This is a genomic window from Lentzea sp. NPDC036955 (genome assembly GCF_055608005.1).
The window spans coordinates 691,825-707,789 of sequence record NZ_JBVJRC010000004.1 but is presented as its reverse complement, the minus strand read 5'-3'; the positions used below and the strand labels follow the sequence as shown (position 1 = coordinate 707,789).

At 69.1% G+C, this 15,965-nt stretch carries 12 protein-coding genes; 6 read left to right on the top strand and 6 right to left on the bottom strand.

Translation table 11 applies throughout. The features are described 5' to 3' along the window. Positions 1-104: 104 nt before the first annotated feature. The gene (locus ACZ7CF_RS16940; protein WP_470369949.1) at positions 105-1,043 is read left to right on the top strand and encodes a hypothetical protein; all 939 of its coding nucleotides are present in this window, start codon (positions 105-107) and stop codon (positions 1,041-1,043) included. A 254-nt stretch (positions 1,044-1,297) separates the two neighbouring features. Here the strand turns inward: ACZ7CF_RS16940 and ddaH are convergent, their stop codons facing one another. Continuing rightward, positions 1,298-2,182: a dimethylargininase gene (gene ddaH / locus ACZ7CF_RS16935; RefSeq protein ID WP_360399627.1), complete on the bottom strand. Its 885-nt coding sequence runs from the start codon at positions 2,180-2,182 to the stop codon at positions 1,298-1,300. Between the two features lie 75 nt (positions 2,183-2,257). Here ddaH and ACZ7CF_RS16930 point away from each other — a divergent pair, with 75 nt between their 5' ends. From ACZ7CF_RS16930 to ACZ7CF_RS16915, 4 genes are all read left to right on the top strand, one after another. Continuing rightward, entirely contained in the window at positions 2,258-2,698 is a 441-nt protein-coding gene (locus tag ACZ7CF_RS16930; protein WP_360399630.1) for an Lrp/AsnC family transcriptional regulator, read from the top strand. Positions 2,699-2,708: 10 nt separating this feature from the next. After that, complete coding sequence (locus ACZ7CF_RS16925; RefSeq protein ID WP_458430158.1) at positions 2,709-3,449, top strand: enoyl-CoA hydratase; 741 nt, start codon at positions 2,709-2,711, stop codon at positions 3,447-3,449. A 211-nt stretch (positions 3,450-3,660) separates the two neighbouring features. After that, entirely contained in the window at positions 3,661-5,499 is a 1,839-nt protein-coding gene (locus tag ACZ7CF_RS16920; protein WP_360399636.1) for a 2-oxoacid:acceptor oxidoreductase subunit alpha, read from the top strand. Continuing rightward, complete coding sequence (locus ACZ7CF_RS16915; protein ID WP_360399639.1) at positions 5,496-6,548, top strand: 2-oxoacid:ferredoxin oxidoreductase subunit beta; 1,053 nt, start codon at positions 5,496-5,498, stop codon at positions 6,546-6,548. Before ACZ7CF_RS16920 ends, ACZ7CF_RS16915 begins: the two co-directional genes overlap by 4 nt. Positions 6,549-6,630: 82 nt before the next feature. Here the strand turns inward: ACZ7CF_RS16915 and ACZ7CF_RS16910 are convergent, their stop codons facing one another. Further along, positions 6,631-8,742, bottom strand: coding sequence for a sunset domain-containing protein (locus ACZ7CF_RS16910; RefSeq protein WP_470369948.1), 2,112 nt, complete (start codon positions 8,740-8,742; stop codon positions 6,631-6,633). 144 nt (positions 8,743-8,886) lie between these two features. Here ACZ7CF_RS16910 and rarD point away from each other — a divergent pair, with 144 nt between their 5' ends. After that, positions 8,887-9,819, top strand: a complete 933-nt coding sequence (gene rarD / locus ACZ7CF_RS16905; protein ID WP_470369947.1) for an EamA family transporter RarD — start codon at positions 8,887-8,889, stop codon at positions 9,817-9,819. A gap of 31 nt (positions 9,820-9,850) precedes the next feature. Here rarD and ACZ7CF_RS16900 read toward each other — a convergent pair whose 3' ends face one another. From ACZ7CF_RS16900 to nuoL, 4 genes are read right to left on the bottom strand one after another with little or no spacing between them, the layout of a single operon-like run. Then, positions 9,851-10,816: a polyprenyl synthetase family protein gene (locus tag ACZ7CF_RS16900; RefSeq protein ID WP_360399902.1), complete on the bottom strand. Its 966-nt coding sequence runs from the start codon at positions 10,814-10,816 to the stop codon at positions 9,851-9,853. Positions 10,817-10,871: 55 nt separating this feature from the next. Next, the gene (gene nuoN, locus ACZ7CF_RS16895; protein ID WP_360399648.1) at positions 10,872-12,452 is read right to left on the bottom strand and encodes an NADH-quinone oxidoreductase subunit NuoN; all 1,581 of its coding nucleotides are present in this window, start codon (positions 12,450-12,452) and stop codon (positions 10,872-10,874) included. 1 nt (position 12,453) lies between these two features. Further along, positions 12,454-14,022, bottom strand: a complete 1,569-nt coding sequence (locus ACZ7CF_RS16890) for an NADH-quinone oxidoreductase subunit M (RefSeq protein ID WP_360399651.1) — start codon at positions 14,020-14,022, stop codon at positions 12,454-12,456. Then, on the bottom strand, positions 14,019-15,956 hold the full coding sequence (gene nuoL / locus ACZ7CF_RS16885) for an NADH-quinone oxidoreductase subunit L (RefSeq protein WP_470369946.1): 1,938 nt from the start codon (positions 15,954-15,956) through the stop codon (positions 14,019-14,021). The genes ACZ7CF_RS16890 and nuoL overlap by 4 nt, the downstream gene beginning before the upstream one ends. Positions 15,957-15,965 lie beyond the last annotated feature (9 nt).

Below are 15,965 nucleotides of genomic sequence, written 5' to 3'. Positions count from 1 at the left end.
ACCAACCCACCGAGCCAGCAGGCACTACGTTATAGTAGCGACCAAGCATCTGGGCAAAGTGTAGCTCAAGCTCAGATTTATCTCTTAGCACTGAAGGAGGTCACATGGAGCCTCTACCTGCGGCTTCAGCGTCGACCTCACCCGACGCAATGGAGATCGCCCAAAGGTTTGCGCGCCAGGCCAAGCGCAACGCCCCAGTCCGGTACGGGTTTGTCGAACGTGAGAAGCCGTCCGATCCGCTTCCGCGGGCCGTCGCGTTGCTGCGCGGTGCGACCGGCGGCCGCGGGATCACGGGCGGAGACGTCAGGCTTCGACTGATGCTTTCGCTGCTGTGGGCCGTACGCGACGACCCCACCCTGACCTACCCGCTCCGATCATGGGCAGCACTACTGGGCTTGGTCGATCCGGAGACTGCGGGCGCCAGGAGGATCCGCAACGCACTTGGCTGGCTCGACCATCACGGACTCATCCAGTTGGAAAGCTCTCCCGGTCGGGATGCTGTGATCCACCTGATGAACGATGCAGGCAGCGGCGAACGCTACGAGCTTCCAGGCTCGGCCTACACTCGCCTGCGCTCCAAGCCAGCTCAAGCAGCACACCACCGCTACTTCCAGATCCCTAGTCAGCTGTGGACCAACGGATGGATCGCCGCACTCGACCACGGCCCGGCTGTGGTCATGCTGCTCGTGCTTTGGCTAGAGAGCGGCAAGGCGATCAAGGAGACACCGACGCCTTGGGTGTGGATCAGTCCCACGATGGCCGAAGACCGGTACGGGCTCTCCGAGGACACCCGTCTCAAGGGTGCCCGCAAGCTCACCGAGCTGGGGTTGATCAAGACTTCCACTCGACATGTGCCGAGCGACGCGTTCGAGTTCAGGCGTGGCCGCAACTCCTACCAGGTGCAACGCCACACGATCGTGTCGCTACGGCCTGGAGAGACCGAGGCTGACCGCATCTTCCGGGCACCTACGCCCCCACATCCGCCGCGCTCACATGCCATACCTCGGACGGCCGAACTCCTCGACGAACCTTGGTCACCCTAGTGATCACTTGCAATCCCTAACCCGCGGTTAGTGCAGCTACGGCGGTTAGGCAGGCGTAACGGACGAGCCCCCGGCGATGGTCTCGCCGGGGGCTCTTCTTGTTCCACACATGTTCCAGAGACAGCCGCAGAAGGCCGCAGCCAGCGACAGACGGTGACCTGCCGACACTGACGTCGTTGGCAGCATCGGAGCAGGTCAACCGGCCTATCAGGCCTTCACGCAGGAACAGCGGAACGGCACTGCGTGGGCGAGGTCTAGCCGCGCAGTTCCATCGTGCAGCACTTCGGCCCACCACCGGACTTGCGCAGCTCCGAGATGTCCACGAACACGGGCTCGAACCCGCGCAGGGCCACCTGCTCCGCCAGGTGCGTTGCCTCGACGGGCATCACGACGTGCTTGCCGTCGGACACCGCGTTCAGGCCCAGGCAGACCGCGTCGGCGTCGTTGGCGATCACCGCGTCCGGGAACAGGCGGCGCAGCACCGCCTGTGAGCCGGGCGAGAAGGCTTCCGGGTAGTAGGCGACCAGGGGGGTCGGGGACTGGTCGTCGAGCATGAACAGGGCCACGTCGAGGTGGTAGAAGCGCGGGTCGACCAGCTGCAGGGACACCACGGGGACGCCGAGGACCTCCTGGGCCTCGCCGTGGGCGTGGGGGTCGGTGCGGAAGCCCGTGCCGGCCAGCAGCAGGGTGCCGGTCCAGGTGAAGTCGCCCTCCGCCTCGTTCACGGCGGTGGGCATGACGACGGAGTTGTAGCCGGAGGCGAGGAACCAGCGGCGGAAGTGGTCGGCTTCTGCCGCGCGTTGCGGGGCGCGGAAGCGGGAGCCGAGGACGCGGCCGTCGACGACGGTGCCGCTGTTGGCGGAGAAGACCATGTCGGGGAGGCCGGGGACCGGGTCGATGACGTTCACCTCGTGGCCGAGGCGTTCGTAGGTCTCCTTGAGCGCGGTCCACTGCTCCACGGCCAGCGAGGTGCTGGTGGGCTGCGTGGGGTCCATCCACGGGTTGATCGCGTACTCCACCGTGAAGTACGTCGGCGGGCACATCAGGTACCGACGGGTGGTCGGCGTGCGCGTCGGCGCGAGGGGTGCGGCGATGTCGAGCGTGATCGGCTCGGCCGGCCCGGAGATGGATACCGTCATGGATCGAAATGTAAAGGTGAGGATGACCCTCGAACAACGCCGCGATATTGCGTGAACTAGGGCAGAATGTTGCGTGTGGACAGCATTGACCAGCGAATCATTTCGTGTCTGATGGCGAACGCACGGTCCAGCTACGCGGAGATCGGCAAGGAGGTCGGGCTCAGCGCGCCCGCGGTGAAGCGGCGGGTGGACAAACTGCTGGACAACGGGGTGTTGCGCGGGTTCACGGCCGTGGTGGACCCGGAGGCGCTCGGGTGGGGCACCGAGGCGTTCGTGGAGGTGCACTGCAGGGGGAACGTGGCGCCGCACGACATCCAGCACCGGCTGGAGCCGATGGCCGAGGTCAGCGCGGCCTACACGGTGTCCGGCGCGGCGGACGCGATCGTGCACCTGCGGGCCGCGGACATCCACCACCTGGAGACGGCGCTGGAGCGGCTCAGGGCCGTCGAGATCATCGACCGGACGGTGTCCACGGTGGTGCTGTCCCGGCTGCTGGACCGGCCGCCGGCACCCTAGAGTCCGGGCCATGGCTCAGGTTCTGCTGGAGTGCGCCGACTCCGTCGCCGTGATCACGATCGACGACCCGGAGCGGCGCAACGCGTTGACGATCGACCTGTCGGAGGAGCTCGCGGAGAAGGTCGCCGAGGCCGAGGAGCGCGCCAACGCGGTGGTCGTCACCGGGGCGCCGCCGGCGTTCTGCGCCGGTGCGGACCTCACGCAGCTCGGCAACTCCAAGGACGAGGGGCTGCGGCGGATCTACCGCGGGTTCCTCGCCGTGGCGAACGCACGGATCCCCACCATCGCCGCCGTCAACGGGGCCGCTGTCGGTGCCGGGCTCAACCTCGCGCTCGCGTGCGATGTCCTGGTGGCAGGACCGAAGGCGCGGTTCGACGCGCGGTTCCTGCAGCTCGGCATCCACCCCGGTGGCGGCATGACGTGGATGTTGCAGCGCAAGGTCGGGCCGCAGGTCGCGACCGCGATGACGTTGCTCGGGCAGGTGCTCGACGCCGACGAGGCGGTCAGGACGGGGTTGGCCCTCCAGCGTGCGGAGAACCCCGTGGAGGCGGCGAGGGGACTGGCGAGGGCGGCCGCGGAGGCACCGGCTGAACTCGTCCGGACCATCAAGGCCACGATGCGGGTGACCGATGTTCTCGACGACCACGGCGAAGCGGTCGAGACGGAGCTGCGGCCACAGGTGGTTTCGATCGACACTCCAGAGTTCGCTGCCAGGCTTGCCGCGATGAAGGCTCGGATCAGCGGGCGTTAGGTGTTACCGTGGGTAACAGGTATCGAGGGTGACGTCTGCCGCATTCAGGTATCCGCTGGTAGTGCTGTGCCTACCGTCTGAGTGAGGACCCGGTGCGGCAGATGGGACGGTTCGTCTCGCCTAGTGGTACACGGCCCGTCTCGCAGGCGGTCCTGGCGACTACCCTCGCGGTGGGGCACAGCCACCCTTGGAGAGAGGTATCGGCGTAGGAATGAGCACTGAGACCCGCAAGCTGGATCGCGTCGTGATCCGCTTCGCCGGCGACTCCGGTGACGGCATGCAGCTCACCGGAGACCGGTTCACGTCGGAAGCGGCGGCATTCGGCAACGACCTCGCCACGCAGCCCAACTTCCCCGCCGAGATCCGCGCACCACAGGGCACCCTGCCCGGTGTGTCGTCGTTCCAGCTGCACTTCGCCGACTACGACATCCTGACGCCGGGTGACCGTCCCGACGTGCTCGTGGCGATGAACCCGGCCGCGCTCAAGGCGAACGTCGTCGACCTCCCCGACGGCGGCATCCTGATCGTCAACACCGACGAGTTCTCGAAGCGGAACCTGACCAAGGTCGGGTACGACTCGAACCCGCTGGAGGACGACTCGCTGGAGAAGTTCCAGGTCCACAAGATCGCGATGGCCACGCTGACCATCGGCGCTCTGGAAGAGACCGGCCTGGGCAAGAAGGACGCGGAACGCGCGAAGAACATGTTCGCGCTCGGCCTGCTCTCGTGGATGTACCACCGGCCCACCGAGGGCACGGAACGGTTCCTGCGCGAGAAGTTCGCGAAGAAGCCGGACATCGCCGAGGCCAACGTCCTGGCGTTCCGCGCGGGCTGGAACTACGGCGAGACGACCGAGGCCTTCGCCGTCACCTACGAGGTGGCGCCCGCGAAGCTCAACACCGGCACCTACCGCCAGATCACCGGCAACACGGCGACGGCGTACGGGATCGTCGCGGCGGCGCAGCGCTCGAAGCTGCCCGTCGTGCTCGGCACGTACCCGATCACGCCCGCGTCGGACATCCTGCACGAGCTGTCGAAGCACAAGAACTTCGGCATCACGACCGTGCAGGCCGAGGACGAGATCGCCGGCATCGGCATCGCGCTCGGCGCGTCCTACGGCGGTGCGCTCGGCGTCACGTCGACGTCGGGTCCCGGCATCGCGCTGAAGTCCGAGACCATCGGCCTCGCGGTGATGACGGAGCTGCCGCTCCTGGTGATCGACGTGCAGCGCGGTGGCCCGTCCACCGGTCTGCCGACGAAGACCGAGCAGGCGGACCTGCTGCAGGCGATGTTCGGCCGCAACGGCGAGTCGCCGGTGCCGATCGTCGCGCCGCAGTCGCCGTCCGACTGCTTCGACGCGGTGGTGGACGCCTGCCGCATCGCGCTCAAGTACCGCACGCCGGTGCTGTTCCTGTCCGACGGCGCGGTCGCGAACGGTTCCGAGCCGTGGCTGATCCCCGACGTCGACGCGCTGCCCGACCTCACCGTCGAGTTCGCGACCGACCCGGAGAACTTCCAGCCGTACTCGCGCGACCCGGAGACGCTGGCCCGCCCGTGGGCCGTGCCCGGCACCCCCGGTCTGCAGCACCGCATCGGCGGTCTGGAGAAGCAGGACGTCACCGGCAACATCTCCTACGACCCGGAGAACCACGACCGGATGGTCCGCCTGCGCCAGGCGAAGATCGACGGCATCGAGGTCCCCGACGTCGTGGTGGACGACCCGAGCGGCGAGGCCCGCGTGCTGGTCCTCGGCTGGGGTTCGTCCTACGGCCCGATCGGCGCGGCCGCACGCCGCGTCCGCAAGCTGGGCCTGCCGGTCGCCCACGCGCACCTGCGGCACCTCAACCCGTTCCCGAAGAACCTGGGCGAGGTGCTCGGCCGGTACGACAGGGTGGTCGTGCCGGAAATGAACCTGGGCCAGCTCGCGTTGCTGTTGAGGGCCAAGTACCTCGTGGACGCGGTGTCCTACACGAAGGTGCAGGGTCTGCCGTTCAAGGCGGAAGAGCTCCAGGACGTGCTCGCTGACGTGATCAAGGGGGTGTCGGCGTGACTGCGATCGACCTCGGAATCCCGGGACTGACCGGAGTTCCCACGACGGACGAGAAGCAGACGGCCAGGGACTACAAGTCGGACCAGGAGGTCCGCTGGTGTCCCGGCTGCGGCGACTACATCGTGCTCAACACCGTGCAGTCGTTCCTGCCGTCGCTCGGTCTCAAGCGCGAGAACATCGTGTTCGTGTCGGGCATCGGGTGCTCGTCCCGGTTCCCGTACTACATGAACACCTACGGCATGCACTCCATCCACGGCCGTGCGCCGGCCATCGCCACGGGTCTCGCCGTGGCGCGGCCGGACCTGTCGGTGTGGGTGGTGACCGGTGACGGTGACGCGCTCTCGATCGGCGGCAACCACCTGATCCACACGCTGCGCCGCAACGTGAACCTCAAGATCCTGCTGTTCAACAACCGGATCTACGGCCTCACGAAGGGCCAGTACTCGCCGACGTCAGAAGAGGGCAAGGTCACCAAGTCGACCCCGATCGGCTCGCTGGACCACCCGTTCAACCCGGTGTCGCTGGCACTGGGCGCGGAGGCGTCCTTCGTGGGCCGCGCGCTCGACTCCGACAAGGCGGGTCTCACGTCGGTGCTGCGCCAGGCCGCCGAGCACCGCGGTTCGGCGCTCGTGGAGATCTACCAGAACTGCCCGATCTTCAACGACGGCGCGTTCGACGTCCTCAAGGACGCCGACGAGGCCCAGCGGCGGATCATCAACGTCGTCGACGGCGAGCCGATCCGGTTCGGCCGCGAGGGCGAGTACTGCGTGGTCCGCGACGGCTTCGGCCTGGCGGTCGCGAAGTCCGCCGACGTGGACGCCTCGGACGTCGTGGTGCACGACGCGTCGGACCTGAACCTGTCGTTCGCGCTGTCGCGGTTGTCGACGCAGGACCTCACGCACACGGTGACCGGTGTGTTCCGGCGTGCGGACCGTCCGACGTACGACGACGGTGCGCGGGCGCAGGTGGCGGCGGCCAAGCAGGCGAAGGCCGCGGACCTGGAGAAGCTGCTGCACGGCAAGGACACGTGGACCGTGCTCAGCGACTGATCCACGGCTCGGCGACAACGCCAGAGGCCCCCACCGCAGTCGGTGGGGGCCTCTCGGCGTTCAACACCTCAGGTGCGGCGGCTCAGGGCGCCGGGCGGAAGCCCGCCTTCTCGGCGTCGGACTCGGTGCGGAACCACACGTCGGCGCGGGTCTCGCCGAAGTTCGCCGAGCCCTCCGTGTAGTAGCGGCGGCCGGTCAGGGTGGCCTTCACCGCGAAGTCCTCCGCCGGGGCGTGGCCGTCGGACCTGGGCAGGACAGAGCCGGGGCCGAACGGGGAACGCGGGTTGAAGCCCTCCGGCTGCTGGAAGCGGGAGGAGCCGGGGGCTGCCGTGCCGTTGGGGCGACCGCCGGTGGACGGCGAGAAGCCGACCGGGCGGGGGCGCTGGGGCAGGGCCGCCGCCGGCTTCGGGGCCTCCTGCTTGGGGGCCTCGAACGCCTGGAAGGCCGGGAAGCTCTGCTGGCGCTGCTTCGTGGTCTTGCGGGCCTCGCGGATGGGCAGGCCGGCCTCGGTCACGCGCTGCGGGAGGTCGAGCTCCGGTTCCGGCTCCGGCTCCGGCGGGGCGGCGAGCAGGGGTTCGTCGGAGGGCACGAACTTCGGCACGAACGGCTGGTCGTCGCTCGTGTCCGGCAGCGAACGGGTCTGGCCGGTGGCCGGCAGCGGCTCGTCGGCGTCCAGGAGGGGCTCGAACAGCGAGCGCGGGCGTTCCGCGACCGGTTCGGGGCGGGCCGCCGGGGGTGCCGCCTCCTCGGGGGTCTCCGGCGGGTGGTTGAAGGCGGCGCCCATGCCGCGGGGCTGGCGTTCCTGCGGCTCGACCGGGTCGGTGTTGTCGCCGAACGCGGAGAACGCCGTGGCCGGGGCCGCGCCGGGGCTGGTGAACGGCTGGGAGTGCGCCGCGGGCGACTGGCGGGCGGGCTCGTCCTGGGCGGGAGTGCCGTACGCGGGCTCGTCGTAGGCAGGCGTGCCGTACACGGGCTCGTCCTGGGCGGGCGTCACGTACGAGGGCTTGTCCTGGGCGTACGAGGGCTCGTCGTGAGCGTAGGAGGGCTCGGGCTCCTCGAACGCGGGCACGGCCGCGTGCACCTGCGTGTCGTACGCCGGCTCGTCGTACCCGGACTCGGGGTCCTGCGCGGGCTCGGCGTCCGGCTGCGGCTCGGTGAAGACGCCGTTGCGCACGTGCGGGGCGTCGAGGTCGATGGGCTCGCCCAGCACGCCGGTCAGCTCGGCGGCCGACTCGGGCTCGGGGTCGAGGCGGCCGGTGAGCTCGTCGCGCAGGCCGGGGTACTCGCCGGTGAGGTCGTTGGCGGGCCAGGCGCTCTCCTCGACGGCGATGTAGGTCGTCTGCTCGGAGCGGGTGCCCTGGGGCTCGTCCTCCTGCTCGTCGGCCTCGTCGAGGAACACCTCCTGCTCCTGCTCGGCCCACACCTCGCGCGGCTGGTAGATGAAGTCGTCGGCCGGGCCGTCGACCTCGGGGCCCGCGGTCGGCTTCGCGACGGGTGCGCCGGGTTCCGCGGTCGGCTCGTAGGCCGGCACGAACGAGGTCTGCTCGGCGGGGAGCTCCGGCTCCTCGTCGAAGTCGGCGGCCTCCAGACCGGACCGCGGCAGCACGGTCGTCATCTCGGCCGGGGTCTCCTCCGGCACGGACTCCGGGCTGAGGCGCTCGAACAACGAACGCGGCCGGTCGTCCTCCTCCGCGGCGTCGGCGAAGGCCTTCTGCTCGGCGAGCTGCTCCTCGAACCGGCGCTGCGCCTCCTCCGGCGACATCAGCGGCGCGCGTGGCACCTCGACGACCGGCGCGGGCTCCGGCTCCGGCTGCGGTTCGGGCTGCGGTTCGGGCTGCGGCTCCGGTTCGGGCTCGGGTTCGGCGACGACCGGCTCCGGCACCGCGACGGGCGCCGGCACGGGCGCACCGAAGTAGGCAGGCGGCTCCGCGTAGGGGGCCGGTGCCGGGACGGGTGCGAGGATGTCGTCGCGGAGCGGGCGCTGCGGGCCGCTCTCCCACTCGTCGACCACGAAGTCGTCGACGGGAGCGGAGGCGACCGGCGCGGCGGTGTTCCGCGACCTCTCCTCAAGAAGTCGATCTTCGAGTTCCGCGACCTGCTTCCGTGCGGGCCTGACCATCACGAGCCAGGTGAGCAACACCCCCGCGACGAACGCCAGCAGACTCCACAACCAGACCTGCCCGAAGACATTCACGGGTAAGCCCCTTCTAAGACCACGCGCCGACCCACTCACTCGGAAGGGTGAGCGTAGTCAAACTACAGTGCCGTTGATGATGCTGCGCCACTACGCCGTTCAGCGCAAACAAGCGCCGGAACCTGCGGCGTAGAGTGAGATTCTGTGCCTCCCCTGACGAGTCCGAACCTCACTTCGGCAGAAGTTCACACCCAGGGGCGAGGGATCACCTACGGCGCGACCGCCTACGTCCTTTGGGGACTGTTCCCCGCGTACTGGCCACTGCTCGTGCCGGCCGCACCCGTGGAGGTGCTGGCACACCGCATCGTCTGGTCTTTCGTCACGATGGGGGTGCTGCTGGCGGTGCTGCGCAAGTGGCGCCCGCTGGTCGAACTGTCCGGCAGGGGCTGGCTGATCGTCACGGCGGCCGCGGTGCTCATCACGGTGAACTGGGGCGTCTACATCTACGCCGTCAACACCCACCACGTGGTGGAGTCGGCGCTCGGCTACTTCATCACGCCGCTGGTCAGCGTGGCCCTCGGCATGGTGGTGCTGAAGGAGAGGCTGCGGGCGGCGCAGTTCGCCGCGATCGGTGTGCTCGTCGTCGCAGTGATCGTGCTCACGGTCGACTACGGCACGCTGCCGGTGATCTCGCTGGTCCTGGCCTGCTCGTTCGGCGTCTACGGGCTGCTGAAGAAGAAGGTGCCGCTCGACGCCACGTCGAGCCTGGCCGCGGAGAGCGCGGTGATCTTCCCGATCGCGCTCGGCTACCTGCTCGTGCTCGGCGGCGCGAACACCTTCACCACCGAGGGCACCGGCCACGCGCTCCTGCTGCTGAGCACCGGCATCGTCACGGTGATCCCGCTGCTGCTGTTCGGCCTGGGCGCGCGGCTGATCCCGCTGACCACCATGGGGATGCTGCAGTACCTGGCGCCGATCCTGCAGTTCGCGTGGGGCGTGTTCGTGGTGCGCGAACCGATGCCGCCCAGCCGCTGGGCCGGGTTCGTGCTGGTGTGGGTGGCCCTCGCGATCTTCACGGCCGACGCCGTGCGGAACCGGCGCAAGCAACTGCTCGCGCCGGTCGAGCAGCCCGCTTGAAGGGAACGCGGGGCCCCCGCGTGACGAGGGATCAGCGCGTGCGGGCGACCACGTAGGTGGCGAGCTCTTCAAGGGCGTCGCGCGCGGCGCACGGCGGCAGCTTGCCCAGCTCCGTGCGGGCCCGGTCGGCGTACTCGTCGAGGGTCTCGCGCGCCCGGTCCATGCCGGAGGACTCGCGCAGCAGCGCCAGCGCCTCGTCGACGAGGGCGTCCTCGGTGATCGGCCCGGCCAGCAGCTCGGCCAGCCGCGTCTCGGCGGGGTCGGCCAGCGCGTAGAGCATCGGCAACGTCCGCACGCCCTCGCGCAGGTCGGTGCCGGGCGTCTTGCCGGACTCGACCGACGGGGAGGCGATGTCGATGACGTCGTCGGCGATCTGGAACGCCGCCCCGATGACCTCCGCGTACCGGCGCAGGGCGTCGGTCTGCTCGTCGGTCGCGTCGGAGAACATGCCGCCGAAGAGGGCCGCGGTGGCGATCAGCACACCGGTCTTCTCGCCGATCACCTGGAGGTAGTGCGCGACCGGGTCCTCGCCGGGCTTCGGGCCGACGGTCTCGCGCATCTGGCCGGTGACGAGGATCGAGAACGTCTCCGCGATGATCCGCGCCGCGTCCGTGCCCAGGTCGGCGGTCAAGCGGGAGGCGTGGGCGAACAGGAAGTCGCCCGTCAGGATCGCGATGCTGTTGTCCCACTTGGCGTTCGCGGACACCGCGCCGCGCCGCGTGGTCGCCTCGTCCATCACGTCGTCGTGGTAGAGCGTCGCGAGGTGCGTGAGTTCGACCACAGCGGCCGCCTTGACGACCTTCTCGCGGTCGTAGTCGGCGCCGAACTGGGAAGCCAGCAGTGTGAAGAGCGGGCGGATCCGCTTCCCGCCCGCCTCCACAAGGTGAAGCGAGGTTTCCGTGACCGGGTGGAACTCGCTCTGCACGACGTCGTGCAGGAGCTGCTCCACCTCGGCCAGGCCGTTCTGGACTACCTCGGTGAGCACGGGGTCCACCAACGCGAACCCCGGTCCCTCATGCTCGCTACTGGTCACATCAGCAGCCTACGTACACCTAGCTGAGGAAGGTGCCGGTACCCGCCCATTCGAGCACCAACGTGGGGTACAGACCCAACACCAGGGTGACCACCGCACCCAACGTGATCGCGACCGTGGTGAACGCCCCCGGCACCGTGACGGTCGGACCGTCCGGCGCGGGCTCGCTGAAGTACATCAGCACGATCACCCGCAGGTAGAAGAACGCCGCGACGGCCGAGGCCACCAGCGCGATCACCACGAGCGGCGTGAGGCCTGCCTCGATCGCCGCGCTGAACACGACGAACTTGCCGATGAAACCGGACGTCAGCGGGATGCCGGCCAGTGCCAGCAGCAGGAACGTGAAGATGCCCGCCACCAGCGGCGACCGCTTCGCGAGGCCCGCCCACTGCGACAGGTGCGTCGCCTCGCCGTCGGAGTTGCGCACCAGCGAGACGATGCCGAACGCCGCGATCGTCGTGAAGCCGTACACCAGCAGGTAGAACATCGTGGCGCTGACGCCCGGCGACCCGCCCTCCGGCGTCAGGGCGATCGAGCCGATCAGCAGGAAGCCCGCGTGCGCCACGGAGGAGTACGCGATCATGCGCTTCACGTCGGTCTGCGTGAGGCCGAGCACCGCGCCGATCACCATCGAGACGACGGCGACGCCGTACAGCACGCCCCGCCACTCCCACTGGGTGTTCTGGAACGCCACGGTGAGCACGCGCAGGATGCCGCCGAACGCCGCGACCTTGGTGCACGCCGCCATGAACGCCGTCACCGGCGTGGGAGCGCCCTGGTACACGTCCGGGGTCCACGCGTGGAACGGGCCGACCGCGGCCTTGAACAGCAGACCCACCACCAGCAGGCCGAAGCCCGCGAACAGCAGCGTGTCCGAGCGGTCCGTGCCCGCGGCGGCGGAGGCGATGGCCGACAGCTTCACCGAGCCGGCGAAGCCGTACAGCAGCGCGATGCCGTAGAGGAAGAACGCCGACGCGAACGCGCCGAGCAGGAAGTACTTGACCGCCGCCTCCTGCGAGAGCAGGCGCCGCCGGCGGGCCAGGCCGCACAGCAGGTACAGCGGCAGCGACATGACCTCCAGCGCGATGAACATCGTCAGCAGGTCGTTCGACGCGACGAAGGTCATCATGCCGCCGAGCGCGAACAGCACGAGCGGGAAGACCTCGGTCTGCATCCCGGCCTTGGTGGCCTGGGCGCGGTCCTGGATCGTGCCCGGCCGGATCGCCGCCTGCGACACGAACACGCCGCCGGGCTCGACCGAGCGGTCCGCGATCAGCAGCAGGCTGCCGAACGCCAGCACCAGCAGCGTGGCCCACAGGAAGAGCGACGGCGAGTCGACGGCGACCGCACCCGCCAGCGTCGAGACACCGGCGGCCGGACGGTCGTCCTTCACCGCGTAGAGGATCAGCGCGCCGGTGGCCCCGACCAGGGTGACGAGCGACAGCACGAGCTGCACCGCCCACCGCTGGTGCTTGGGCAGCAACGCTTCCAGCAGCACGCTGATGCACGCCGCGCCGAGCACCACCAGCAACGGCGCGATGGCCGCGTAGTCGATCTCCGGCGCCTGGATCTGCTGCGCCTGGGCGAACAGGAGGTTCACGTCACTTGCCTTCCTGCACGGAGACCGGGTCGGTCACGCCGACCTCGGTCAGCGTCGCCCCGACAGTCGGGGTGATGACGTCGAGCACCGGCTGCGGGTAGAACCCGAGGGCCAGCACGATGACGACGAGCGGTGCCAGAACAGCGATCTCGCGCTTGTTCAGGTCGCCGATGGCCGTCTTCTTCTCCGGGTCGCCGACGGCACCCGGACCGGCAGCGGCACCCACGAGCGCGTCGCCGCGCAGCGGGCCGGTCATCATCCGCTGGTAGAGCCACAGCACGTAGAGCGCCGCGAGCACCATGCCGATCGTCGCGAGGACCGTGTAGACCGGCTGCGTCGGGAACGAGCCGATCAGCACCAGGAACTCCGAGACGAACGAGTTCGTGCCCGGCAGCGACAGCGTGGTCAGACCCGAGATCAGCAGCATGCCCGCGAGCAGCGGGGCCACCTTCGACATGCCGCCGTAGTCGGAGATCAGCGACGAACCACCGCGCGCGATGATCATGCCGACCACCAGGATCAGCATGCCCGTCGAGATCGAGTGGTTCAGCATGTACGACACCGAGCCCACGCCGGCCTGCGACGTGAACGCGAAGATGCCGAGCGCGATGAAGCCGAAGTGCGCGATCGAGACGTACGCGAGGAACCGCTTCATGTCCCGCTGGCCCGTGGCGAGCAGCGATCCGTAGAGGACGCCGGCCACCGCGAGGACCAGGATGTACGGCGCCAGGTTCTTCGACGCCTCCGGGAACATCGGCAGCAGGTAGCGCAGCATGCCGAACGTGCCGACCTTGTCCAGGATGCCGACGACGATCACCGTGACGCCGATGGGCGCCTCGGCCGCGGCGTCGGGCAGCCAGGTGTGGAACGGCACCAGCGGCGCCTTGATGGCGAACGCCAGGAAGAAGCCGAGGAACAGCCAGGTCTGCGTCGTCGCGTCCGCGTCGCGGACCACGGTCACGAGCGTCGCCCAGTCGAACGTGCCCTTGCCCAGCTCGTCCGACGCCATCGCGTAGGCGCCGATCGCGGAAGCCAGCATGATCAGGCCGCCGAGGAACGAGTACAGGAAGAACTTGACCGCCGCGTACTGCCTGCGCGCGCCGCCGTAGCCGCCGATCAGGAAGTACATCGGGATGAGCATGACCTCGAACAGCACGTAGAACAGGAAGACGTCGGTGGCGGCGAACACCGCGACCGTCACGGCCTCCTGCACCAGGATCAGCGCGAGGTACCCGCCCTGCGACCGGCCCTCCGGCAGCCGCTCGGTCCAGCCGGCACCGATCACCAGCGGGATGAGCAGCGCGATGACCGCGATCATGACCAGCGCGATGCCGTCGATGCCGAACGACAGCCGGACGCCGAACGACTCGATCCAGGTCACCCCGGACGTGAGCTGGAGGCGGTCACCGTCGGGGTCGTAGGCGAACCACAGCAGACCCGCGAGCACCAGCTCGACGAGCGAGAACGCCAGCGCGACGAACTTGGCCTTCGCGTCGTCCTTGCGCAGGAACGTCACCACCAGCGCGCCGACGAGCGGCACGACCAGCAGCGCGATCAGGACCCAGTTCACGAGAACCTCACCATCAGCAGAGCCCCGAGAACCACGATCGAGCCCAGGAGCATGGACAGTGCGTAGGAGCGGACGAAACCGGTCTGCAGCCTGCGCAGCCGGCCGGAGCTACCGCCCAGCAACGCCGCGGTGCCGTTGACCACGCCGTCGACGCCCTTGAGGTCGAGGTAGACCAGCGCGCGGGTGAGCCAGGTGCCCGGCCGCGCGAACAGGGCCTCGTTGAGGGCGTTGCCGTACAGGTCGTTGCGGGCCGCGCGGACCGGGAACGACACCCGCTCCGGCCGCTCGACCGGCTGCGTGCCGCGGCCGAAGAGCAGGAACGCGAGACCGGCGCCGGCGAGCGAGAGCACCACGGTCAGGATTCCGACCACGCCGTGCGACAGGACGCCGTGCGACTCCTGCAGCTCACCCAGCGAGGGCTCCAGCCAGCCGGCGAGCCGGCCGCCGGAGGAGAGGAACCAGCCGCCGGCGACGGACCCGACCGCGAGGACGATCATCGGGATGGTCATCGTCAGCGGGGACTCGTGCGGGTGGTAGTCCTTGCCGTTCTCGGCCTTCAGGTCCTTCCAGCGGGGCTTGCCCAGGAAGACCAGGATCAGCAGGCGGGTCATGTAGAACGCGGTGAGCGCGGCACCGAGCAGTGCGACACCGCCGAAGACGTACCCGCGCCAGCCCTCCGCGCCGAACGCCGCCGCGATGATGGCGTCCTTCGAGAAGTAGCCCGCGAACGGCGGGATGCCGATCAGCGCGAGGTAGCCGAGCGTCCAGGTGACGAACGTGATCGGCAGGAACTTGTAGAGCCCGCCCATCCGGCGGATGTTGCCCTCGTCGTTCATGCCGTGCATGACCGAGCCGGCACCGAGGAAGAGCCCGGCCTTGAAGAAGCCGTGCGTCAGCAGGTGCATGATGCCGAGCGCGTAACCGATCGGGCCGAGGCCCACGGCGAGGATCATGTAGCCGATCTGCGAGACCGTCGAGTACGCCAGGACCTTCTTGAAGTCGTCGTAGGCGCAGCCGATGATGCAGCCGATCAGCAGCGTGACGCCACCGATGATCATGACGACCAGGCGGCCGTCCTCGCTCAGGTTGTAGAGCGGGTTGGAGCGGGCGATCAGGTACACGCCCGCGGTGACCATCGTCGCCGCGTGGATCAGGGCGGACACCGGGGTCGGGCCTGCCATCGCGTCGGGCAACCAGGCCTGCAGCGGGAACTGGCCCGACTTGCCGCAGGCGCCGAGCAGCAGCAGGAGCGTGATCGCGAGGACCTCGGCACCGCTGAACTCGCCGACCCGGCTGAAGACCTCGGTGTACTGCGTGGTCCCGAGGCGGTTGAACATCAGGAAGATCGCGATGGCGAGGCCCAGGTCACCGACGCGGTTCATCAGGAAGGCCTTCTTGGCCGCCGACGCCGCTTCCGGCTTGTACTGGTACCAGCCGATCAGCAGGTACGAGGCGAGACCGACGCCCTCCCAGCCGAAGTACAGGGTCACGAAACCGTTGCCCAGCACCAGCAGGAGCATCGCCGACACGAAGAGGTTGAGGTAGGCGAAGAACTTCCGCCTGCCTTCCTCGTGCGCCATGTAGCCGATCGAGTAGATGTGGATCAGCGAGCCCACACCGGTGATCAGCAGCACGAACGTCAGCGACAGCGGGTCGAGCCGCAGTCCGAACTCGACGGTCAGCGCGTTGACGTCGATCCAGTCCCACAGCTTGAGGTTCTGGACCCGCTCCTCGGTGTTCGAGACGCCGAGGGTCGAGAAGAACAACGCGAGCGCGTAGCCGAACGACGCCAGGAGCGTGGCGCTGCCGAGCAGGTGGCCCCACTTGTCGGCGCGCTTGCCACTGACCAACAGCACCGCCGCGCCGAACGCGGGCAGCGCCAACAGAAGCCAGGCGAGAGAAGCGACCCCGCTGGCGGCAACAGGTTCCGTCACCGGTGACCC